This is a genomic window from Pseudomonas sp. Emmai, from assembly GCF_055179735.1.
The window spans coordinates 1,464,893-1,487,175 of sequence record NZ_CM143685.1; the positions used below are offsets into that span (position 1 = coordinate 1,464,893).

A 22,283-nucleotide genomic window follows, 5' to 3' on the forward strand; every position below is an offset into this window, starting at 1 on the left:
CTGTTCCATTATTTCCGGGGCACTCCATGCAAAAATCAATCGGCGCACCAAAGCAGAGGCTCAGCCTCAGCGATCCAAAAGTGCGTGCGTGGCTATTTCAGATCATCACCATCGTCGCGGTCGTCGCGATGGGCTGGTATCTGTTCGACAATACGCAAACCAACCTGCAACACCGGGGCATTACCTCCGGCTTCAGTTTTCTGGATCGCAGTGCCGGGTTCGGCATCGCTCAACACCTGATCGACTACACCGAATCGGACACGTATGCCCGGGTGTTTGTCATCGGCCTGCTCAACACCTTGCTGGTGACAGTGATCGGCGTGGTCCTGGCGACCCTGCTCGGTTTCATCATCGGCGTGGCACGGCTGTCGCCGAACTGGATCATCAGCAAACTGGCGACGGTTTACGTGGAAGTCTTCCGTAACATTCCGCCGCTGCTGCAAATCCTGTTCTGGTACTTCGCGGTGTTCCTGACCATGCCGGGCCCGCGGGCCAGTCATAACTTCGGCGACACCTTCTTCGTCAGCAGCCGTGGCCTGAACATGCCGGCCGCGCAAATGGCGGACGGGTTCTGGGCGTTCTTCGTCAGTGTCGTTATCGCTATCGTCGCCATCGTGCTGATGTGCCGTTGGGCCAACAAGCGCTTTGAAGCCACCGGCGTACCGTTCCACAAGTTCTGGGTCGGCCTGGCGCTGTTCCTGGTGATCCCGGCGCTGTGCGCGCTGATCTTCGGCGCCCCGTTGCACTGGGAACTGCCGAAGCTGCAAGGCTTCAACTTTGTCGGTGGCTGGGTCCTGATCCCGGAACTGCTGGCCTTGACCCTGGCCCTGACTGTGTACACCGCGGCGTTTATCGCCGAGATCGTGCGTTCGGGCATCAAGTCGGTCAGCCACGGCCAGACCGAAGCCGCGCGTTCCCTTGGGCTGCGCAACGGTCCGACCCTGCGCAAGGTGATCATCCCGCAAGCCCTGCGCGTGATCATCCCGCCGCTGACCAGCCAATACCTGAACCTGGCGAAGAACTCCTCGCTGGCGGCCGGTATCGGTTATCCGGAGATGGTGTCGTTGTTTGCCGGTACGGTGCTGAACCAGACCGGACAGGCGATCGAGGTGATTGCGATCACCATGAGCGTGTACCTGGCGATCAGTATCAGCATTTCCCTGCTGATGAACTGGTACAACAAGCGCATTGCGCTGATCGAGCGGTAAGGAAAAGCGCATGAGTACTCATACTTTCAAGCCTGACATGCCACCACCGAGCAGCAGCATCGGCGTGGTGGCGTGGATGCGCGCCAACATGTTCTCCAGCTGGATCAACACCCTGCTGACCCTGTTCGCGTTCTACCTGATCTACCTGATCGTCCCACCGATCCTGGACTGGGCCATCCTCGACGCCAACTGGGTCGGCACCACCCGCGCCGACTGCACCAAGGAAGGCGCCTGCTGGGTGTTCATCCAGCAGCGTTTCGGCCAGTTCATGTACGGCTACTACCCGGTAGACCTGCGCTGGCGCGTGGACCTGACCGTGTGGCTGGCGGTCATCGGCGTGGCACCGTTGTTCATCTCGCGCTTTCACCGTAAAGCGGTGTACGGGCTGAGCTTCCTGGTGGCGTACCCGATCATTGCCTTCTTCCTGTTGCATGGCGGCCTGTTCGGCATGACCAACGTGGCGACCAGCCAGTGGGGCGGCCTGATGCTGACCCTGGTGATTGCTACCGTCGGTATCGCCGGTGCGTTGCCGCTGGGGATCGTCCTGGCGCTGGGTCGACGTTCGAACATGCCGGCGATTCGGGTGGTCTGCGTGACCTTCATCGAATTCTGGCGCGGCGTGCCGTTGATCACGGTGCTGTTCATGTCTTCGGTGATGCTGCCGCTGTTCCTGCCCGAAGGCATGAACTTCGACAAACTGCTGCGGGCCCTGATCGGCGTGATCCTGTTCCAGTCGGCCTACGTGGCCGAAGTGGTGCGCGGCGGTCTGCAAGCGATCCCCAAAGGTCAGTACGAAGCGGCCGCAGCGATGGGCCTCGGTTACTGGCGCAGCATGGGCCTGGTGATTCTGCCGCAAGCCTTGAAGCTGGTAATCCCAGGCATCGTCAACACCTTCATTGCGCTGTTCAAGGACACAAGCCTGGTGATCATCATCGGCCTGTTCGACCTGCTCAACAGCGTCAAGCAAGCCGCCGCCGACCCGAAATGGTTGGGCATGGCCACTGAAGGCTATGTGTTCGCGGCCCTGGTGTTCTGGATTTTCTGTTTTGGTATGTCCCGCTACTCCATGCATTTGGAACGTAAGCTGGACACTGGCCACAAGCGTTAGGAGTTTTGTCATGAGTGAAGCGATCAAACAGCCTGTGAGCCCTGAAGGCATTATTCAGATGCAGGGCGTGAACAAGTGGTACGGCCAGTTCCACGTGTTGAAAGACATCAACCTGAACGTCAAGCAGGGCGAGCGTATCGTCCTGTGCGGCCCGTCGGGTTCCGGCAAATCCACCACCATCCGTTGCCTCAATCGCCTGGAAGAACACCAGCAGGGCCGCATCGTGGTCGATGGCGTGGAACTGACCAACGACCTCAAGCAGATCGAAGCGATCCGCCGTGAAGTCGGCATGGTGTTCCAGCACTTCAACCTGTTTCCGCACCTGACCATCCTGCAGAACTGCACCCTGGCCCCGATGTGGGTGCGCAAGATGCCGAAACGCAAGGCCGAAGAAATCGCCATGCATTATCTGGAGCGCGTACGCATTCCAGAGCAGGCGCATAAATTCCCGGGTCAACTGTCCGGCGGTCAGCAACAGCGTGTGGCGATTGCCCGTGCCCTGTGCATGAAACCGAAAATCATGCTGTTCGATGAACCGACTTCGGCACTCGATCCTGAGATGGTGAAAGAGGTTCTGGACACCATGATCGGCCTGGCTGAAGACGGCATGACCATGCTCTGCGTAACCCACGAAATGGGCTTCGCCCGCACCGTGGCCAACCGCGTGATCTTCATGGACAAGGGCGAGATCGTTGAACAGGCGGCGCCGAATGACTTCTTCGATAATCCGCAGAATGATCGGACCAAGTTGTTCCTGAGTCAGATTCTGCATTGATCGATGTCAGGCATTGAAATAAACCCGGACCTGTTCCGGGTTTATTTTTGTCTGGCGTTCACGTTCAGGAAGCGGTGATCGTCTCGTGCTCTTTGTGCACGATTTCTCTGAAGCCCCGTAAATCCGCGCCCTCACCCAAGACATGCGCATCGGCGAGCAGATAGGGATACCGGTCCAGCAAGCGCATCAACAGTACCAACGCTTTTGGCGGAAGTACCTCGCCACGCTCATACCGGGAAAACGCGTTGTGCCCGCCACCGGACAACAGCAGCACCGCGTCTTTTTGTGAGAGGTGCAGCTTGCGGCGGATGCGCTTCATCTCCGCGCCGATCATTTGCCTGCCAGCAATGACCAGTTCGTCACCTGCGTTTGAATGACGCTCCGCGCAGTTGGGGTCAAATTCGACTTCGCCGCACATCTGGCATTCCCAACCGGATAAATCATCAATCCGGCGCTCCATGCCTTTGACACTCAAGGTTTCGCCGCGACCTTGGAAATGGGTCATTCCTTCAGGGGCGCCACAGCTGAAACACTGCTGGGTTTTCATAGGTTTTTCTCCTTGAAGGAGATTGCCGGAGGGCCACCGCCGGGGCGGTAAGTCACCTTGATGTAAATCTCCAGGTCATGTGAATTGATGTGGTAAACGTCTTGCCAGACTCGGTGGTTGGCACAGGTGGTCATCGATTTGTACAACATATTGCGCTGCAGCTTGAGGATGACCTCCTGCATCTCTGTAAAGCTCAAGCCCAACCTCCTGGCGCTTGTTTTTGCCGCGCTCGTAAAGGCAGATACCCTAAGCCGCAGCACGTCCGACTTGATCACCGCCAAGTCGTAATGGGGTGTGTTCTTCTCCATAAGAAACCGTAAACCCTATCCCTGAAATTACCCTTAAAGGGTAATTTTGACTAATCGAAAATCCCGCTCCATTTCCCTCCCTCTGACCGTAGGCGGTTGCCGTCCTACACGGAGCTGACTAACATGTCGGAAAATTCATCCTATGATTGGATGAAAGGGCGAATCCTATGTCAGACATTTCTCCACTCGTTAAGCGATCCCTGGTCGATCAGGCCCTGGATCAATTACGCCTGCGCATTACCCAAGGCATCTGGACCGTCGGCCAGCGTCTGCCCACTGAACCTGAGCTGTCCGCCGAGCTGGGCATCAGCCGCAACACCGTGCGCGAAGCCATGCGCGTGTTGGCGTTTTCCGGGTTGATCGAGATCCGCCAGGGTGACGGCAGTTACCTGCGAGCGGTGATCGATCCGATGGACACCATGAAGGCGTTGTCGCAATGCACCCACGAACAGGCGCGGGAAACCCGGCACATTCTGGAAGTCGAGGCCATTGGCCTGGCGGCGTTGCGCCGCACTGACGAAGATCTGGCGGCACTGCACGAAGCATTGGGCGTCAGCGGCAGTCACTATCACGGCGATCTCGACAGCTACATCGCCTGCGACCTGGTGTTCCACCGCCGCTTGGTGGACGCCGCGCACAACCCCACCCTCAGCGAGTTGTATCGCTACTTCTCCAGCATCGTCGGCGACCAACTGCGCAAGACCCTGAACATTTCCCCGCGACGCCAAGAGGTGTTCGATCTGCATATCGAACTGCTGGAGGCCGTCGAACAACGTGACCCGGAGCGGGCCAAAGCCCTGTCGAGGCAGTTGATCAATGAACCTTGAAACCGAGAACCCCATGTCTGCCAATCACAGCAACATCCCGCAACCCAAGCGCACGGCGGAGCTCGAAGAGCTGTTGATCGATGCCGAGGCCGATGACGAGCAGGTCCAGCAAAGCCACCCGATCCTGCGACGGCCGTGGCTGTTGCTGCTGGGGCTGATCCTGGTGGCGCTGAACTTGCGTCCGGCGCTGTCGAGCATGGCGCCGATGCTCAGCGAGGTGTCGAAGACCCTCGGCTTATCCGCGGCCGAAGCCGGTTTGCTGACCACGTTGCCGGTGCTTTGCCTCGGCCTGTTCGCACCGCTGGCGCCGATCCTGGCCCGGCGTTTCGGTGCCGAGCGCGTGGTGCTGGGGATTCTGTTGGTGCTGGCTGGCGGGATCATCCTGCGTAGCTCCTTCGGTGAAATCGGCCTGTTCGCCGGCAGTGTGCTGGCCGGGGCCAGCATCGGCGTGATTGGCGTGTTGCTGCCGGGGATCGTCAAGCGCGACTTCCCGAAACAAGCCGGCACCATGACCGGCGTCTACACCATGGCCCTGTGCCTGGGCGCGGCGATGGCGGCGGGGGCGACCGTGCCGTTGAGCGAGCATTTCGACAAGAGCTGGGCCCTGGGCCTGGGCTTCTGGGTGGTGCCGGCGCTGGTGGCGGCGATTTTCTGGTTGCCGCAAGTCGGGCAGAAGCACGGTTCGCATAACGTCGCCTATCGCGTTCGCGGTCTGCTGCGCGACCCATTGGCCTGGCAAGTGACCTTGTACATGGGCCTGCAATCGTCCCTGGCCTACATCGTGTTCGGCTGGTTGCCGTCGATCCTGATCGGCCGTGGGCTGACGCCGACCCAGGCCGGTCTCGTGCTTTCAGGGTCGGTGATTGTCCAATTGGCCAGCTCCCTGGCCGCGCCTTGGCTGGCCACGCGCGGCAAGGATCAGCGCCTGGCGATTGTTATCGTGATGTTGCTGACCCTCGGCGGCTTGTTCGGCTGCCTGTATGCGCCGATCGAGGGCCTGTGGGGCTGGGCGATCCTGCTGGGCCTGGGGCAGGGCGGGACGTTCAGCCTGGCGCTGACCCTGATCGTGCTGCGCTCGCGGGATTCCCACGTCGCCGCCAACCTGTCGAGCATGGCCCAAGGGATCGGTTACACCCTGGCGTCCATGGGGCCATTCGCGGTCGGCATCGTCCACGACTGGACCGGTGGCTGGAATGCGTTGGGCTGGATCTTCGGCATCATCGGCCTGGGCGCGATCATCGCCGGCCTTGGTGCCGGGCGTTCGCTGTACGTTCAGGTGAACAGCGAAAAAGTGTGAATCCCCGCACTACTGGCATTCGGCCCACGAATGCCGGTGGTCTTGCGGGCATTTGCAGACTATCGTGCTGGCAATCTTTCGACGGTTCGGAGCCAGCCCATGAGTGACGCCCATAACGCCCTGATCACCCGCTTCTACCAGGCTTTTCAGCGGCTGGATGCCGAAGCCATGGCGGCCTGCTACACCGACGACGTGGTGTTCAGCGATCCAGCGTTCGGCGAGTTGCGCGGCCGTGATGCCGGCGACATGTGGCGCATGCTCACGACCCGGGCCAAGGACTTTTCCCTGACCTTCGACAACGTGCGCAGCGACGAGCGCACCGGCGGCGCCCATTGGGTCGCGACCTACCTGTTCAGCCAGACCGGCAACGTTGTGATCAACGACATCCAGGCGCGTTTCGTGTTTCGCGACGGCAAGATCTGCGAACATCACGACAGCTTCGACTTGTGGCGTTGGTCCCGCCAGGCGCTGGGCACCAAAGGCCTGTTACTGGGCTGGACGCCGTTGGTGCGCAACGCCGTGCGCGCCCAGGCGTTGAAGGGGCTGAAGGCATTCCAGGCCAGTCGCTGATAAGATCGCGGCTTGTTTCCCTGCAAGCCATGATCGCCACGTGAGCACCCTCAGCGAATCCCCCGTCATTGCCGTCGAACCGGTGCCCGCCAGCAAGCCCTGGTTCGTTTACCTCGTGCGCGCGGCCAATGGCTCGTTGTATTGCGGGATCAGCGACGACCCGGTGCGCCGCTTTGCCAAGCACCAGAGCGGCAAGGGCGCGCGGTTCTTCCTGTCCAGCCCGGCCATGGCGTTGGTTTATACCGAAATCTGCCGCGACAAAAGCGAAGCGCTGCGTCAGGAACGGTTGATCAAAAAACTCAAGAAAAGCGCCAAGGAATGCCTGGTGCTGACTTATCAATCTGACTGATAAGTTCCCATCAGGCGGATCTGTAGGCCGCTTCCCGATTGCGCGCTAAGCTGCGAGCTCCTTATCCGAGCGGCGGAGCCGAGCATGTCAGAGTTGATCCTTCACAATTACCCGACGTCCCCCTTCGCCGAAAAGGCCCGTCTTCTGCTGGGCTTCAAAGGGTTGTCGTGGCGTTCGGTGAAGATCTCGCCGGTGATGCCAAAACCTGAATTGACCGCGCTGACGGGCGGCTACCGCAAGACCCCGGTGTTGCAGATCGGCGCCGATATTTATTGCGACACCGCACTGATCGCCCGTCGCCTGGAGCAGGAAAAAGCCCTGCCGGCGTTTTTCCCGGAAGGTCAGGAAATGATCGTCGCGAGCTTCGCGGCCTGGGTCGATTCGGTGGTGTTCCAGCACGCGGTGAGCCTGGTGTTCCAGCCAGAATCGGTGGCGGTGCGCTTTGGCAAATTGCCGCCGGAAGCGATCAAGGCGTTCCTGGCCGATCGCGCCGGGTTGTTCAGCGGCGGCAGCTCGACGAAATTGTCGGCGGAACAGGCGCGGCATCAGTGGCCGACGATTATGGGGCGTCTCGAGTTGCAGCTTCAGCGCGAGGAGGGCGACTTCCTGTTCGGCGAGCCTTCGATCGCCGATTTTTCCCTGGCTCATTGCCTGTGGTTCCTCAAGGCAACGCCGGTCACTTCACCGTTGGTCGATGCTTATCCGGCGGTTTTGGCGTGGTTTGGTCGGGTGATGGGGTTCGGTCATGGCGCGTTCAGCGAGATGACGGCCGAGGAGGCGCTGGAGGTGTCGCGCAATGCCACGCCCGCTGCGTTGCCGGATGAGGCGTTCGAGGAGCCTAACGACTTTGAGGCGGGCCAGCAGGTGGTGATTGCCGCCACGGACTACGGTTGTGATCCGGTGACGGGTGAGCTGGTGTTTGCGGGGCGTGAGGAATTGATTGTGCGTCGGGAAGACGAGCGGGCGGGTGTGGTGCATGTGCACTTTCCGCGGTTTGGCTTCCGCATCGAAAAACCCTGAACCCTGAACCCTGTAGGAGCGAGGCTTGCCCGCGAAGCTTTTAGCGTCAGTGAGGACGCCTTCGCGGGCAAGCCTCGCTCCTACACGGGTTTTGTGTGAGGCAATCGGTTATTTCAGGGCAGCGAGGATCTCATCCGGGTCATACCCGCGAATCAACGTCCCGTTCACATCGATCAACGGTATCCCGCGCCCACCCAACGCTTCATACGCCTTGCGCGCCTCGGCGTCCTTCTCGATATCGAATTCCTTGTACGGAATGCCTTTCTGATCCAGAAAGCGTCGAGTCAGTTTGCAGTAGCCGCACCAGTCGGTGGCGTAGAGCACGACGTTGGCCTTGGCCTGGGTCTGCTCGGACACCACCTGTGACGGGTGGATGTAGCGCTCGATCTTGCCCCAGTTCTGGTAAACCACGACCACCAGCAGGATCAGCAGGAATTTCTTCAGGATGCCGTTGAGCATCAGTTGCGTCGCTTCAACTGATCAGTCAGCTGGGTCGGCAAGCCCTTGATGATCAGCGTGCCGGCTTCTTCGTCGTATTCGATCTTCGAGCCCAGCAGGTGCGCTTCGAAGCTGATGGACAAGCCTTCAGCGCGCCCGGTGAAGCGGCGGAACTGGTTCAGGGTACGTTTATCCGCCGGAATCTCCGGGGACAAACCGTAGTCCTTGTTGCGGATGTGATCGTAGAAGGCTTTCGGGCGTTCTTCGTCGATCAGCTCCGAGAGTTCTTCCAGGCCCATCGGCTCGCCGAGCTTGGCCTGGCTGCTGGCGTAATCCACCAGGGTTTTGGTTTTCTCGCGGGCGGATTCTTCCGGCAGATCTTCGCTTTCAACGAAGTCGCTGAAGGCTTTGAGCAGGGTGCGGGTTTCGCCCGGGCCGTCGACGCCTTCCTGGCAGCCGATAAAGTCGCGGAAATACTCCGAAACCTTTTTCCCGTTCTTGCCTTTGATGAACGAAATGTATTGCTTGGACTGCTTGTTGTTCTGCCACTCGGAGATGTTGATTCGCGCCGCGAGGTGCAACTGGCCCAGGTCCAGGTGACGAGACGCGGTCACGTCCAGCTCTTCCGTCACCGCCACGCCTTCACTGTGGTGCAGCAGGGCGATGGCCAGGTAGTCGGTCATGCCTTGCTGGTAGTGCGCAAACAGCACGTGGCCGCCCACTGACAGGTTCGATTCTTCCATCAGCTTTTGCAGGTGTTCCACCGCCACCCGGCTGAACGCCGTGAAATCCTTGCCGCCGTCGAGGTACTCCTTCAGCCAGCCGCTGAACGGATGCGCCCCGGACTCGGCATGGAAGAAACCCCAGGCCTTGCCTTGTTTGGCGTTGTAGCTCTCGTTGAGGTCGGCGAGCATGTTCTCGATGGCCGTGGACTCCGCCAGTTCGGAGTCGCGAGCGTGAAGAACTGCGGGGGTGCCGTCGGGTTTTTTGTCGATCAGGTGGACGATGCAATGGCGGATCGGCATGGGCTTCTCGGCTGATTGAAGAGAGGAGGGCGTGCTCCCCCAAAAAGTGCCAAGTGTACCGCAACCACTGGTTTTGGCGCGGCTCGAAGGGGAAATCCCGAACGTAGAGCGGCCCTTATGCGTTTTTTTAACGGTTTAGAGCAATAAAGCTGACCAAATGGGTAGCTAGAGGCGGATATTTCCCCGTCTCTGTGCTAGTTTTGCCCGGTCTTACGCGAAGTCACTGCGTTAAGCGTGCATTCAGCATTTGTCAGGTCGAACCAAACCCTGATTTCGGTATCTATTACCCCGACTCGTCGCGGTTATGGCCGAGGGTGCCAGATCCAGAAGATCGGGCTCGATGGCTGACACTGCACTCTGCAATCCATATGAATTTGATAGGGAAGGAACACTACATGGCTCTTACTAAAGACCAACTGATCGCCGACATCGCTGAAGCTATCGACGCGCCAAAAACCACCGCGCGTAACGCTCTGGACCAACTGGGCCAAATCGTTGCCGATCAGCTGGAAAACGGCGGCGAAATCACTCTGCCAGGTATCGGCAAACTGAAAGTGACCGAGCGTCCTGCCCGTACCGGCCGTAACCCTTCGACTGGCGCTGCCATCGAAATCGCTGCCAAGAAAGTTATCAAGCTGGTTGTGGCCAAAGGCCTGACCGACGCTGTTAACAAGTAAGACGCAGTAAAAAAAGCCGCGCTCCGGAGTGATCCGGGCGCGGCTTTTTTGTGCCTGCGATTCAGCGATTGACCCCAGGCCAATCGCTGTTTCAGGTGTTTACTTGCGGGCCCAGCGCTCGCGCCAGACCTGTTGCTCGGACTGGGTCTGGAAGGTCCAGGCCACAAAGCGGCTTTGCTTCTGGCCCTGGGACATTTCCACGACCTGGCTTTCCAGCACGCCAGCTTTTTTCAGAGCGGTCTGGATGGCGGGCAGGTTCGAGGCTTTCGATACCAGGGTGCTGAACCACAGCACTTTGTGCTGGAAGCTCGCGCTCTCGGCGATCAGTTGCGTCACAAAACGTGCCTCGCCCCCTTCACACCACAATTCCGCCGATTGCCCGCCGAAGTTCAGCACCGGCAGTTTGCGTTTCGGGTCGGCACGGCCCAGGGCGCGCCATTTGCGTTCGCTGCCCTTGGTCGCTTCGTCCATCGAGGCGTGGAACGGCGGGTTGCACATGGTCAGGTCAAAACGTTCGCCGGGCTCCAGCAAGCCGAGCAGGATGTGCTTGGGATTGCTTTGCAAACGCAGTTGAATGGCTTTGTTCAGCCCGTTGGACTGGACGATGGCTTTGGCGGCGGCCACGGCAGTCGGGTCGATTTCCGAACCGAGGAAGTGCCAGCGGTAGTCGCTGTAGCCGATCAGCGGATAGACGCAGTTGGCACCCATGCCGATATCGAGCACTTTGACCGGTGCGCCGCGCGGGATTTCACCGTCGTTGACGCTGGCCAGCAGGTCGGCCAGGAAGTGCACGTAGTCGGCACGCCCCGGAACCGGCGGGCACAGGTAATCGGCCGGGATGTCCCAGTGGGCCACGCCGTAGAACGACTTGAGCAGTGCCCGGTTGAACACCCGCACCGCGTCGGGGCTGGCGAAGTCGATGCTTTCCTTGCCGTACGGGTTGAGGATCACGAACTTCGCCAGTTCCGGCGTGCTCTTGATCAGCTCCGGGAAGTCATAGCGACCCTGGTGGCGATTGCGCGGGTGCAGGCTGGCCTTCGGACGGGGTTCCACGGCGTTGGCCGGGGTGGCGGAGTCAGGCTTCTTGCGCGCAGGGCGGGGTGTGCGGGGGGCGTTCATGGGTGTGGTCGATTCGGGTATGGCTGAAAGTGGGGGGCATTGTCCCACAGACGATGGTCGCGCGGGGATCCTGTAGGAGCTAGGCTTGCCCGCGATGGCCGCGACACGGTTTAACAGGCACACCGCGTTACCGTTCCTGTAGGAGCAAGGCTTGCCCGCGAAGAGGCCGTCACATCCGACATCAATGGCGACAGGCAGATCGCTTTCGCGGGCAAGCCTCGCTCCTACAGATAGCAAAAAAGTCGGGAGCACAAAAAAGGGAGGCCGTTGCGGGCCTCCCTCTTTCATTGCGAGTTGCCGTTACAGGCTGGCAATCCGCGCATGTTGCTCGGCCAATTTGCCCAAAGCCTGTTCAGCTTCGGCCAGTTTGGCCCGTTCTTTCTCGATGACTTCGGCCGGGGCCTTGTCGACGAAGCCGGCGTTGGACAGCTTGCCGCCGACGCGCTGGACTTCGCCCTGCAAACGCAGAATTTCTTTATCCAGGCGTGCCAGTTCGGCGTCCTTGTCGATCAGGCCGGCCATCGGCACCAGCACTTCCATCTCGCCCACCAGTGCAGTGGCGGACAGCGGTGCTTCTTCGCCGGCAGCCAACACCGTGATCGATTCGAGGCGGGCCAGCTTCTTCAGCAAGGCTTCGTTCTCGGTGAGACGACGCTGGTCTTCGGCGCTGACGTTCTTCAGGAACAGGTTCAGCGGCTTGCCCGGCCCGATGTTCATCTCGGCGCGAATGTTGCGCGTGCCGAGCATCAGCGTTTTCAGCCACTCGATATCGTCTTCGGCGCCCTGATCGATGCGCGCTTCATTGGCCACGGGCCAAGGTTGCAGCATGATCGTCTTGCCTTCGATACCGGCCAGCGGCGCAATGCGCTGCCAGATTTCTTCGGTGATGAACGGCATGAACGGGTGCGCCAGGCGCAACGCGACTTCCAGCACCCGAACCAGGGTGCGACGGGTGCCGCGCTGGCGTTCAACCGGAGCGTTTTCGTCCCACAGCACAGGCTTGGACAGTTCCAGGTACCAGTCGCAATACTGGTTCCAGATGAACTCGTACAAGGCTTGTGCCGCCAGGTCGAAGCGGAACTGATCGAGTTGACGGGTCACTTCGGCTTCGGTGCGTTGCAGCTGCGAGATGATCCAGCGATCCGCCAGGGACAGTTCGTAGGCCTCGCCGTTCTGGCCGCAGTCTTCGCCCTTGTCCAGAACATAACGCGCGGCGTTCCAGATCTTGTTGCAGAAGTTGCGATAGCCTTCGACGCGGCCCATGTCGAACTTGATGTCGCGACCGGTGGACGCCAGCGAGCAGAAGGTAAAGCGCAGGGCGTCGGTGCCGTAGCTGGCGATGCCATCGGCGAACTCGTCGCGGGTCTGCTTCTCGATCTTCTTCGCCAGTTTCGGCTGCATCATGCCGGAGGTGCGTTTCTGCACCAGCTCTTCCAGCTCGATACCGTCGATGATGTCCAGCGGGTCCAGGACGTTGCCCTTGGACTTGGACATTTTCTGTCCCTGGCCATCGCGCACCAGGCCGTGCACGTACACGGTCTTGAACGGTACTTGCGGCGTGCCGTCTTCGTTCTTCACCAAATGCATGGTGAGCATGATCATCCGGGCAACCCAGAAGAAAATGATGTCGAAACCGGTGACCAGCACGTCGGTGGAGTGGAATTTCTTCAGGAATTCGGTCTGCTCAGGCCAGCCCAGCGTGGAGAAGGTCCACAGGCCGGAACTGAACCAGGTGTCCAGAACATCGTTGTCCTGTTGCAGCGCAACGTCCGGGCCGAGGTTGTGCTTGGCACGCACTTCGGCTTCGTCGCGACCGACGTAGACTTTGCCCGACTCGTCGTACCAGGCCGGAATCCGGTGACCCCACCACAGCTGACGGCTGATGCACCAATCCTGGATGTCGCGCATCCACGAGAAGTACATGTTTTCGTATTGCTTGGGCACGAACTGGATACGACCGTCTTCAACGGCAGCAATCGCAGGCTCGGCCAATGGTTTGGTCGACACGTACCACTGGTCGGTCAGCCACGGCTCGATGATGGTGCCGGAGCGGTCGCCTTTCGGCACTTTCAGGCCGTGGTCGTCAACGCTGACCAGCAGGCCGGCGGCGTCGAAGGCGGCAACGATCTGCTTACGGGCTTCGAAACGGTCGAGACCGGCGTATTCGGCCGGGATCTTGCCGTCGATGCTTTCGTTCAGCGTGCCGTCGAGGTTGAACACCTGGCAGGCCGGCAGGACGGCGGCGTTCTTGTCGAAGATGTTCAGCAGCGGCAGGTTGTGGCGCTTGCCGACTTCGTAGTCGTTGAAATCGTGGGCCGGGGTGATTTTCACGCAGCCGGTGCCGAATTCAGGGTCGCAGTAATCGTCGGCGATGATCGGGATGCGGCGGCCGACCAGCGGCAGCTCGACAAATTTGCCGATCAGGGCTTTGTAGCGTTCGTCGTTCGGGTTGACCGCGACGGCGGCGTCGCCGAGCATGGTTTCCGGGCGAGTGGTCGCGACGATCAGGTAATCATTGCCTTCAGCGGTCTTGGCGCCATCGGCCAGCGGGTATTTCAGGTTCCACAGGAAACCTTTCTCGTCGTGGTTTTCCACTTCAAGGTCGGAAATCGCCGTGTGCAACTTGGTGTCCCAGTTGACCAGGCGCTTGCCGCGATAGATCAGGCCGTCTTCATGCAGGCGCACGAAGGCTTCTTTTACGGACTCGGAGAGACCGTCGTCCATCGTGAAGCGCTCGCGGCTCCAGTCCACGGACGAACCGAGACGGCGGATCTGACGGCTGATGTTGCCGCCGGACTGATCCTTCCATTCCCAGATCTTCTCGAGGAATTTCTCGCGACCGAGGTCGTGACGGCTCTGGCCCTGGGCTTCGAGTTGACGTTCCACCAGCATTTGCGTGGCGATACCGGCGTGGTCGGTGCCCGGCTGCCACAGGGTGTTGCGACCCTGCATGCGACGGAAACGGATCAGGGCGTCCATGATCGCGTTGTTGAAGCCGTGACCCATGTGCAGGCTGCCGGTGACGTTCGGCGGCGGGATCATGATGGTGTAGGACTCGCCCGCGCCTTGCGGGGCGAAGTAGTTCTCGGACTCCCAGGTGTTGTACCAGGAAGTTTCAATGGCGTGCGGCTGGTAGGTCTTATCCATGCGCGGCGGGACCCTATTGGCATCAATTCAGGAAAAGCCGACGAGTATAGCCTCGGGGACAGCGGCAAGCTACAAGCCACAAGCTGCAAGAAGGGTGTGCCGGCTTGGCTTTTGCTTTGCTTGCAGCTTAAAGCTTGCCGCTTGTAGCTGCGGCGAGCAGCCGCTCCATCCGCGCATCCAGCCGACGCTTGATCTCGGTTTCGATATGCGGGGCGAAGTCGTCGATCACGTCTTGCATGATCAATTGCGCGGCGGCGCGCAGTTCGCTGTCCAGGTGCAGCAGGGCGTCAGGGCCTTTGCTCGCAGCGGCTGCCGGTTGGACGGCAGCGGGGGGCGGTTCGACGGCTTCAGGCTTGGAGCCTACGGCCTCGAACAGCATCGGAATCTGTTCCTGTTCGTCTTCATTGACCGTGTCGGTCAGCAAGGGCGGTTGCAGGTTGTCATCGCCGAGCAGTTGGCGGATCGACTCAAGGTCATCCAGCAGGTGCACGGACTTTTGCTGCGGTTTTGGAGTGTCCATCGGAATGCTCAGAGTCGCTGTAAACGGTGATCTTGCAGAGGATAGCCCTGTTCGCGGTAGAAACGGAAACTCTCCCGCGCAGCCGCGCGAATCGTCGGATCTTCCACCACCACTTCCGCCACCCGGGCGAATTTGTTGGCGAAGGCCGGGACTTTCAGGTCGAGATTGACCAGCAAATCCTGATGCGCACCGCAGTCATCACCAAGGCCGAGGACAATCAAACTGTCCGGTTCGCTTTCGGCGGGGCCGTGGGGCACGAAGGCTTCACCTTTGAACGCCCACAGACGCGCATCGAGATCTTCACGTTGGGCGGCATCGCTGCAATGCAGGTAGATGCGGTGACCCATGCGCCAGGCTTTTTCGGTGAGCTTGCAGGCAAAGTCCAGCCGCGCTGAAGGATCGGCGCTGGGCAGGATATAGAAGTCGACTTTGGTCATTGCGGTTCCTGAGCCATGAGCGGCGTTGTCCGAAAACAACGCCGCCCAGGGTCATCGGTTTCAGGCTTTGGCGCGGTCCAGCAGGTATTGGGTCAGCAATGGAACCGGACGGCCAGTGGCGCCCTTGTCCTTGCCGCCGCTGGTCCATGCGGTGCCGGCGATGTCCAGGTGCGCCCAGTTCAGGTTCTTGGTGAAGCGCGACAGGAAGCAGGCAGCGGTGATGGTGCCGGCTTTCGGGCCGCCGATGTTGGCGATGTCGGCGAACGGGCTGTCCAGCTGTTCTTGGTACTCATCGAACAACGGCAGTTGCCAGGCGCGATCATCAGCAGTCTTGCCAGCGCTCAGCAATTGGCCGATCAGCTCGTCGTTGTTGCCCAGCAGGCCCGAAGTGTGGGCGCCCAGTGCAACCACGCAAGCGCCGGTCAGGGTCGCGATGTCGATCACGGCCTGCGGCTTGAAGCGCTCGGAGTAGGTCAGGGCATCGCACAGCACCAGACGGCCTTCGGCGTCGGTGTTGAGGATTTCCACGGTCTGGCCGCTCATGGTGGTGACGATGTCGCCCGGGCGCGAAGCATTGCCGCTTGGCATGTTCTCGGCGCACGCCAGGATGCACACCAGGTTGATCGGCAGTTTCAGTTCGAGCACGGCACGCAGGGTGCCGAACACGCTGGCCGCGCCGCCCATGTCGTATTTCATCTCATCCATGCCCAAGCCAGGCTTGAGGCTGATGCCGCCGGTGTCGAACGTGATGCCTTTGCCGACCAGGGCGTACGGCTTCTCGGATTTCTTGCCGCCGTTGTATTGCATCACGATCAGGCGCGGCGGCTGGGCGCTGCCCTGGCCGACGGCGTAGAACGAGCCCATGCCCAGGTCCTTGATCTTCTTCTCATCGAGGACTTCGACTTTCAGGCTTTTGAATTCTTTGCCCAGGTTCTTGGCTTGTTCGCCGAGGAACGTCGGGTGGCAGATGTTCGGCGGCAAGTTGCCCAGGGTGCGGGTGAACGCCATGCCGTTGGCGATCGCGGTAGCGTGGGCCACGGCGCGCTCGACTTCAGCCTGAGCGGCCTTGATGGTCACCAGGGTGATTTTTTTCAGGGCGCGGGGTTCGGCTTTCTGGCTCTTGAACTGGTCGAAGGTGTATTCGCCGTCCACCAGGGTTTCCGCCAGCAGGCGGGTCTTGCCGTAGCTGTCGCGGCCCTTGACCACGACTTCGTCCAGTGCCAGCACGGCATCGCTGCCGCCCAGGCCTTTGAGGGTGTTGAGGATGCCGGCGATGGTTTTGCGGAACGGGCGATCGCCCAGTTCTTCGTCCTTGCCTACGCCCACCAGCAAAACACGCTCGGCCTTGAGGTTCGGCAGGCTGTGCAGCAACAGGCTCTGGCCGACTTTACCGGCCAGGTCGCCGCGCTTGAGTACGGCGCTGATGGCGCCACCGCTCAGTTCGTCGAGCTGCTTGGCGACGGCACCGAGTTTACGGCCTTCGCCGACGGCGACCACCAGAGTGGCGGTTTTCAACGTTTCTGGGCTAACGCTTTTTACAACCAGTTCCATGTCCGGGTCCCTGAATTAATGGTCAACACGCAGCGTTCGACGGTGTGCGCAAACGCCTGCTTATATAAATAGAAAGACGCAGGTCACGGCCCGCGACAAAGGCCGCAGTTTGAACCTCGCTACCGGCGCCTGACAACCCTCGGTTGTACGATCTTCGGTGCTTTGCGCACGTGCTTGAGTATGCGCAGTGACAGGCGCACCCAATCACAGGATAATGCGCCATCTTTTTTCGGCGGCTCTGCCCTGCGGGCCGTCTGATACGTTTGCTTGTTTGGCCGCCTTAGCCTGACAACCCTGGAGTGTCTGGTTTGATCGTCTTCCGTTATCTATCCCGCGAAGTCCTGTTGACCTTGAGCGCCGTCAGCGCCGTGCTGCTGGTCATCATCATGAGCGGTCGCTTCATCAAATACCTCGCGCAGGCGGCTTCGGGCCAACTGGACCCGGGTTCACTGTTCCTGATCATGGGCTTTCGTCTGCCGGGCTTCCTGCAGCTGATCCTGCCATTGGGGCTGTTCCTCGGGATCCTGTTGTCGTATGGCCGGCTGTATCTGGAAAGCGAAATGACCGTGCTGTCGGCCACCGGCATGAGTCAGCAGCGCTTGTTTCGTATCACCCTGTTTCCGGCGACCCTGGTGGCACTGGTGGTTGCATGGCTGAGCCTGAGCCTGGCGCCGCAAGGGGCCAACCAGTTCCAGTTGCTGCTGAACAAGCAGGACGCGCTGACCGAGTTCGATACGCTGGAACCGGGTCGCTTCCAGGCGCTGCGTGACGGTACGCGGGTGACCTACACCGAAACGCTGACCGACGATCGTATCCACCTGGGAGGCGTATTCATTTCCCAGAAGAACGTTTCTTCGGATCAGAAAGATCGCGGGATTTCCGTACTGGTGGCCGAAAAGGGCCGTCAGGAAATCCGCCCTGACGGCAACCGCTACCTGATTCTCGACAACGGCTACCGCTACGACGGTAACCCGGGGCAGGCCGACTACCGCAAGATCAAGTACGACGAGTACGGTGTTTTGCTGCCCAAGCCGGACGTCAGCGACGAGGTGACCGACCGTGACGCCATGACCACCAGTTCCTTGCTGGGCAGCGAAGACATTCGCTCGCGCACCGAACTTCAATGGCGCCTGTCCCTGCCGTTGCTGGTCTTCATCGTGACCCTGATGGCGGTGCCGCTGTCGCGCGTCAACCCGCGCCAGGGCCGTTTCCTCAAGCTGCTGCCGGCGATTCTTCTTTATATGGCTTACCTGACCATCCTGATTGCCGCTCGCGGCGCCCTCGAAAAGGGCAAGATTGCGCCGGCGCTGGGCTTGTGGTGGGTGCACGGGATCTTCCTGGCCATCGGCCTGGTCTTGCTCTACTGGGAGCCGATGCGCTTGAAACTGGCGAGTCGCCGCGATGCGCTGGAGGTGGCTCGTGGTTAAGCTCGATCGCTACATTGGTAGCAGCGTTTTCGTGGCGATCCTGGCCGTGCTGGGGATTATTCTCGGCCTGGCGACCCTGTTCGCCTTCATCGATGAAATGAGCGACGCCACTGACACCTACACCTTGTTGGACGTCCTGAGCTACGTGTTGCTCACCGCGCCACGGCGTCTGTACGACATGTTGCCGATGGCGGCGCTGATCGGTTGCCTGATCGGCCTCGGCAGTCTGGCCAGCAACAGCGAACTGACCATCATGCGCGCCGCTGGCGTGTCGATCGGGCGGATCGTGTGGGCGGTCATGAAGCCGATGCTGGTCCTGATGGTGGTGGGCGTGTTGATTGGCGAATACGTCGCGCCGGCCACCGAGGTCACCGCCCAGGCCAACCGTTCCCTGGCCCAGGGCAGTGGTGATGCGCAAAGCGCCAAGCACGGCCTGTGGCATCGCCAGGGTGACGAGTTCATTCATGTCAACTCCGTGCAGCCCAATGGCCTGCTGTATGGCGTGACCCGTTATCACTTCGACAAAGAGCGCCACATGTTGTCGGCGAGCTTCGCCAAGCGTGCGGAGTTCGACAAGGACCATTGGCAACTGAGCGAAGTGACGACCACGCTATTCCATGAAAAGAATACTGAAGTGGTCAGCACGCCGGTCGAGCGCTGGGAAGTGGCCCTGAGCCCGCAATTGCTCAGCACCGTGGTCATGGCGCCCGAGTCGCTGTCGATCAGCGGTTTGTGGGGTTACATCCACTACCTGGCTGACCAGGGCCTGGCCAACGGTCGTTACTGGCTGGCATTTTGGGTCAAGGTGTTGCAGCCGCTGGTCACCGCCGCGCTGGTGCTGATGGCGATTTCCTTCATCTTCGGTCCGCTGCGTTCGGTGACCCTTGGTCAGCGGGTGTTTACCGGTGTGCTGGTGGGCTTCACCTTCCGTATCGTCCAGGACCTGCTCGGGCCTTCGAGCCTGGTGTTCGGTTTCTCGCCGCTGTTTGCGGTGCTGGTGCCGGCCGGAGTCTGTGGTTTGGCCGGGGTCTGGTTGTTGCGTCGGGCCGGTTGATTCAGGGGGTTTCCTGATTTTGCCGTTCACTGAAAACGCCCCTGTCGCAAGACCGGGGCGTTTTTGTATTCGCCGTCTGACCTGCGAACGTGACGCTTGCGCCGTGGATCAGGTACAATTCCCGGCTATTTTTCGGCGGGCTATGCCTGCAGCCTTTTTGAGTGTTGATCCGTGAGTGATTTGAGTCATATCCGCAATTTCTCCATCATCGCCCACATTGACCATGGCAAGTCGACGCTGGCCGACCGCTTCATCCAGATGTGCGGCGGCCTTGCCGAGCGCGAAATGGAAGCCCAGGTCCTGGACTCCATGGACCTGGAACGTGAACGCGGGATCACCATCAAGGCCCATAGCGTCACCCTGTATTACACCGCCAAAGATGGTATCAAGTACCAGCTGAACTTCATTGACACCCCGGGCCACGTCGACTTCACCTATGAAGTCAGCCGGTCGCTGGCGGCCTGTGAAGGTGCGTTGCTGGTGGTCGATGCCGGTCAGGGCGTTGAAGCGCAGTCGGTTGCCAACTGCTACACGGCGATCGAGCAGGGCCTGGAGGTGATGCCGGTCCTGAACAAGATCGACCTGCCACAGGCTGATCCGGACCGCGTCAAAGAAGAAATCGAAAAAATCATCGGCATCGATGCTACCGATGCAGTCGAGTGCAGCGCCAAGACTGGCCTGGGCGTCGACGAGGTGCTCGAGCGTCTGGTCAAGACCATTCCTGCGCCGACCGGCAACTACGAAGATCCGCTGCAAGCGTTGATCATCGATTCCTGGTTCGACAACTACCTGGGCGTTGTTTCCCTGGTTCGCGTGCGCCACGGTCGTGTGAAGAAGGGCGACAAGATCCTGGTCAAATCCACCGGCAAGATCCACCTGGTGGACAGCGTCGGTGTCTTCAACCCGAAACACACCGCCACCGTTGACCTGAAGGCCGGCGAAGTGGGCTTCATCATCGCCGGTATCAAGGACATTCACGGTGCACCGGTCGGTGACACCCTGACCCTGAGCTCGACCCCCGACGTTGACGTGCTGCCCGGCTTCAAACGCATTCAGCCGCAGGTTTACGCCGGTCTGTTCCCGGTCAGCTCCGACGACTTTGAAGATTTCCGTGAAGCCCTGCAAAAGCTCACGCTCAACGACTCGTCCCTGCAGTACACCCCGGAAAGCTCCGACGCCCTGGGCTTCGGCTTCCGTTGCGGGTTCCTCGGCATGCTGCACATGGAAATCATCCAGGAGCGCCTCGAGCGCGAGTACGACCTGGACCTGATCACCACGGCGCCGACGGTGATTTTCGAGCTGTTGCTGAAAACCGGTGAAACGATTTACGTCGACAACCCGTCCAAGCTTCCAGACCTGTCCTCGATCGAAGACATGCGTGAGCCGATCGTGCGGGCCAATATTCTTGTGCCGCAAGAGCACCTGGGCAACGTCATTACCCTGTGTATCGAAAAGCGTGGCGTCCAGCACGACATGCTGTTCCTCGGCACCCAGGTCCAGGTGACCTACGATTTGCCGATGAACGAAGTGGTCCTGGACTTCTTCGACCGTCTGAAATCCACCAGTCGCGGCTATGCTTCGCTGGATTACCATTTCGATCGTTATCAATCAGCTAATCTGGTGAAACTGGATGTGCTGATCAACGGTGACAAGGTCGACGCCCTGGCGCTGATCGTGCACAAGGATAACGCGCACTACAAAGGTCGCCAGTTGACCGAGAAGATGAAAGAACTGATTCCGCGCCAGATGTTCGACGTCGCGATCCAGGCCGCCATTGGCGGGCAGATCATTGCGCGGACTTCCGTCAAGGCACTCAGAAAGAACGTATTGGCCAAATGCTACGGCGGTGACGTTAGCCGTAAGAAAAAACTGCTTGAAAAGCAAAAGGCCGGTAAGAAACGCATGAAGCAAGTGGGCAACGTGGAAATTCCACAAGAAGCCTTCCTTGCAGTGCTCAGGTTGGATAGTTAGGTCCTATGTCACTAAATTTCCCGCTGTTGCTGGTCATCGCCGTGTTCGTCTGCGGCCTGTTGGCGTTGCTCGATCTGGTTTTCCTGGCACCGCGTCGGCGTGCTGCCATCACCTCCTATCAGGGCAGCGTCAGCCAGCCTGACGGGGTGGTGATCGAGAAGCTGAACAAAGAGCCGCTGCTGGTCGAATACGGCAAGTCGTTCTTCCCGGTGTTGTTCATCGTGCTGGTGCTGCGTTCGTTCCTGGTGGAACCGTTCCAGATTCCTTCCGGCTCGATGAAACCGACCCTGGACGTGGGTGACTTCATCCTGGTGAGCAAGTTTTCCTACGGGATCCGCTTGCCGGTGGTCGACCAGAAAGTCATCGATGTCGGTGATCCACAGCGTGGCGATGTGATGGTGTTCCGCTATCCGAGCGATCCGAACGTCAACTACATCAAGCGTGTAGTCGGCCTGCCGGGCGACCAGATTCGGTACACCGCCGACAAGCGCTTGTTCGTCAACGGTGAGTCGATCGCCGAGCAACTGGTCGGCTCCGAGCCGGGCACGCTGGGCAGTGCCGAGCTCTACAAGGAAAAACTCGGCGAAGCCGAGCACCTGATCCGCAAGGAAATGAGCCGCTACCGCGCAACGCCGGACCATACCTGGACCGTGCCTGCCGGGCACTACTTCATGATGGGCGACAACCGCGACAACTCCAACGACAGTCGCTACTGGGATGATCCGAACATTCCCAAGGATCTGCTGGGCATGGTTCCCGACAAGAATATCGTCGGCAAGGCCTTCGCAGTCTGGATGAGCTGGCCGGAACCCAAACTCAGTCACCTGCCGAATTTCTCGCGGGTTGGCCTGATCAAGTAATCACACACGGCGCTGTTGAACACAGCGCCGAATGCATTTCTGGAACCG

22 protein-coding genes are annotated in these 22,283 nt (G+C 60.1%); 13 read left to right on the plus strand and 9 right to left on the minus strand.

The window, feature by feature from the left end:
• Positions 1-26: 26 nt before the first annotated feature.
• Genes ACY4LX_RS06455 through ACY4LX_RS06465 form a run of 3 tightly spaced genes read left to right on the plus strand, consistent with a single transcriptional unit; the run spans position 27 to position 3,091 of the window.
• Entirely contained in the window at positions 27-1,208 is a 1,182-nt protein-coding gene (locus ACY4LX_RS06455; protein WP_463259461.1) for an amino acid ABC transporter permease, read from the plus strand.
• 10 nt (positions 1,209-1,218) lie between these two features.
• Complete coding sequence (locus ACY4LX_RS06460; protein WP_149657481.1) at positions 1,219-2,316, plus strand: amino acid ABC transporter permease; 1,098 nt, start codon at positions 1,219-1,221, stop codon at positions 2,314-2,316.
• Between the two features lie 10 nt (positions 2,317-2,326).
• The gene (locus ACY4LX_RS06465; RefSeq protein WP_003171943.1) at positions 2,327-3,091 is read left to right on the plus strand and encodes an amino acid ABC transporter ATP-binding protein; all 765 of its coding nucleotides are present in this window, start codon (positions 2,327-2,329) and stop codon (positions 3,089-3,091) included.
• Positions 3,092-3,155: 64 nt separating this feature from the next.
• Here the strand turns inward: ACY4LX_RS06465 and ACY4LX_RS06470 are convergent, their stop codons facing one another.
• Positions 3,156-3,638, minus strand: coding sequence for a type II toxin-antitoxin system MqsA family antitoxin (locus tag ACY4LX_RS06470; protein ID WP_463259462.1), 483 nt, complete (start codon positions 3,636-3,638; stop codon positions 3,156-3,158).
• A complete protein-coding gene (locus tag ACY4LX_RS06475) occupies positions 3,635-3,946 on the minus strand; it encodes a type II toxin-antitoxin system MqsR family toxin (protein WP_463259463.1) in 312 nt (103 codons plus the stop codon). The genes ACY4LX_RS06470 and ACY4LX_RS06475 overlap by 4 nt, the downstream gene beginning before the upstream one ends.
• A 167-nt stretch (positions 3,947-4,113) precedes the next feature.
• Here ACY4LX_RS06475 and ACY4LX_RS06480 point away from each other — a divergent pair, with 167 nt between their 5' ends.
• The 5 genes from ACY4LX_RS06480 (at position 4,114) to ACY4LX_RS06500 (ending at position 8,009) form a co-directional block, all read left to right on the plus strand.
• A complete protein-coding gene (locus tag ACY4LX_RS06480; protein WP_463259464.1) occupies positions 4,114-4,773 on the plus strand; it encodes a FadR/GntR family transcriptional regulator in 660 nt (219 codons plus the stop codon).
• Positions 4,763-6,070, plus strand: coding sequence for a CynX/NimT family MFS transporter (locus ACY4LX_RS06485; protein ID WP_463259465.1), 1,308 nt, complete (start codon positions 4,763-4,765; stop codon positions 6,068-6,070). Before ACY4LX_RS06480 ends, ACY4LX_RS06485 begins: the two co-directional genes overlap by 11 nt.
• 99 nt (positions 6,071-6,169) lie before the next feature.
• Entirely contained in the window at positions 6,170-6,640 is a 471-nt protein-coding gene (locus ACY4LX_RS06490; RefSeq protein ID WP_133837139.1) for a nuclear transport factor 2 family protein, read from the plus strand.
• Positions 6,641-6,680: 40 nt separating this feature from the next.
• Positions 6,681-6,989: a GIY-YIG nuclease family protein gene (locus ACY4LX_RS06495; RefSeq protein WP_463259466.1), complete on the plus strand. Its 309-nt coding sequence runs from the start codon at positions 6,681-6,683 to the stop codon at positions 6,987-6,989.
• Positions 6,990-7,073: 84 nt separating this feature from the next.
• Complete coding sequence (locus ACY4LX_RS06500; protein WP_463259467.1) at positions 7,074-8,009, plus strand: glutathione S-transferase family protein; 936 nt, start codon at positions 7,074-7,076, stop codon at positions 8,007-8,009.
• A 108-nt stretch (positions 8,010-8,117) separates the two neighbouring features.
• On the opposite strand, the gene ACY4LX_RS06505 is transcribed toward ACY4LX_RS06500, so the two are convergent.
• Both ACY4LX_RS06505 and yejK read right to left on the minus strand, forming a co-directional pair.
• The gene (locus ACY4LX_RS06505; protein ID WP_463259468.1) at positions 8,118-8,468 is read right to left on the minus strand and encodes a glutaredoxin family protein; all 351 of its coding nucleotides are present in this window, start codon (positions 8,466-8,468) and stop codon (positions 8,118-8,120) included.
• The gene (gene yejK / locus ACY4LX_RS06510; protein WP_149657473.1) at positions 8,468-9,472 is read right to left on the minus strand and encodes a nucleoid-associated protein YejK; all 1,005 of its coding nucleotides are present in this window, start codon (positions 9,470-9,472) and stop codon (positions 8,468-8,470) included. The genes ACY4LX_RS06505 and yejK overlap by 1 nt, the downstream gene beginning before the upstream one ends.
• Before the next feature lie 395 nt (positions 9,473-9,867).
• Between yejK and ACY4LX_RS06515 the strand changes: the two genes are divergently transcribed.
• Positions 9,868-10,149 carry an HU family DNA-binding protein gene (locus ACY4LX_RS06515; protein WP_007905514.1) on the plus strand — a complete coding sequence of 94 codons (282 nt, stop codon included), beginning with the start codon at positions 9,868-9,870 and terminating at the stop codon, positions 10,147-10,149.
• A gap of 99 nt (positions 10,150-10,248) precedes the next feature.
• Here the strand turns inward: ACY4LX_RS06515 and rlmF are convergent, their stop codons facing one another.
• From rlmF to ACY4LX_RS06540, 5 genes are all read right to left on the minus strand, one after another.
• Positions 10,249-11,268, minus strand: a complete 1,020-nt coding sequence (rlmF, locus tag ACY4LX_RS06520; protein ID WP_149657472.1) for a 23S rRNA (adenine(1618)-N(6))-methyltransferase RlmF — start codon at positions 11,266-11,268, stop codon at positions 10,249-10,251.
• Between the two features lie 300 nt (positions 11,269-11,568).
• Positions 11,569-14,415 (minus strand): valine--tRNA ligase, encoded by a 2,847-nt coding sequence (locus tag ACY4LX_RS06525; RefSeq protein WP_149657471.1) that lies wholly within the window; start codon positions 14,413-14,415, stop codon positions 11,569-11,571.
• Between the two features lie 127 nt (positions 14,416-14,542).
• Positions 14,543-14,935 carry a DNA polymerase III subunit chi gene (locus ACY4LX_RS06530; RefSeq protein WP_463259469.1) on the minus strand — a complete coding sequence of 131 codons (393 nt, stop codon included), beginning with the start codon at positions 14,933-14,935 and terminating at the stop codon, positions 14,543-14,545.
• A gap of 8 nt (positions 14,936-14,943) precedes the next feature.
• Complete coding sequence (locus tag ACY4LX_RS06535; protein ID WP_463259470.1) at positions 14,944-15,372, minus strand: DNA polymerase III subunit chi; 429 nt, start codon at positions 15,370-15,372, stop codon at positions 14,944-14,946.
• Positions 15,373-15,432: 60 nt separating this feature from the next.
• Positions 15,433-16,923, minus strand: a complete 1,491-nt coding sequence (locus ACY4LX_RS06540; protein WP_149657468.1) for a leucyl aminopeptidase — start codon at positions 16,921-16,923, stop codon at positions 15,433-15,435.
• A 308-nt stretch (positions 16,924-17,231) separates the two neighbouring features.
• Here ACY4LX_RS06540 and lptF point away from each other — a divergent pair, with 308 nt between their 5' ends.
• The 4 genes from lptF to lepB all read left to right on the plus strand — a co-directional run bounded on the left by lptF (position 17,232) and on the right by lepB (position 22,235).
• Positions 17,232-18,350, plus strand: a complete 1,119-nt coding sequence (gene lptF / locus ACY4LX_RS06545) for an LPS export ABC transporter permease LptF (RefSeq protein ID WP_463259471.1) — start codon at positions 17,232-17,234, stop codon at positions 18,348-18,350.
• A complete protein-coding gene (gene lptG, locus ACY4LX_RS06550; protein WP_149657466.1) occupies positions 18,343-19,404 on the plus strand; it encodes an LPS export ABC transporter permease LptG in 1,062 nt (353 codons plus the stop codon). Before lptF ends, lptG begins: the two co-directional genes overlap by 8 nt.
• A gap of 171 nt (positions 19,405-19,575) precedes the next feature.
• Positions 19,576-21,375 (plus strand): translation elongation factor 4, encoded by a 1,800-nt coding sequence (gene lepA / locus ACY4LX_RS06555; protein WP_059403403.1) that lies wholly within the window; start codon positions 19,576-19,578, stop codon positions 21,373-21,375.
• Positions 21,376-21,380: 5 nt separating this feature from the next.
• The gene (lepB, locus tag ACY4LX_RS06560) at positions 21,381-22,235 is read left to right on the plus strand and encodes a signal peptidase I (protein WP_149657465.1); all 855 of its coding nucleotides are present in this window, start codon (positions 21,381-21,383) and stop codon (positions 22,233-22,235) included.
• Positions 22,236-22,283 lie beyond the last annotated feature (48 nt).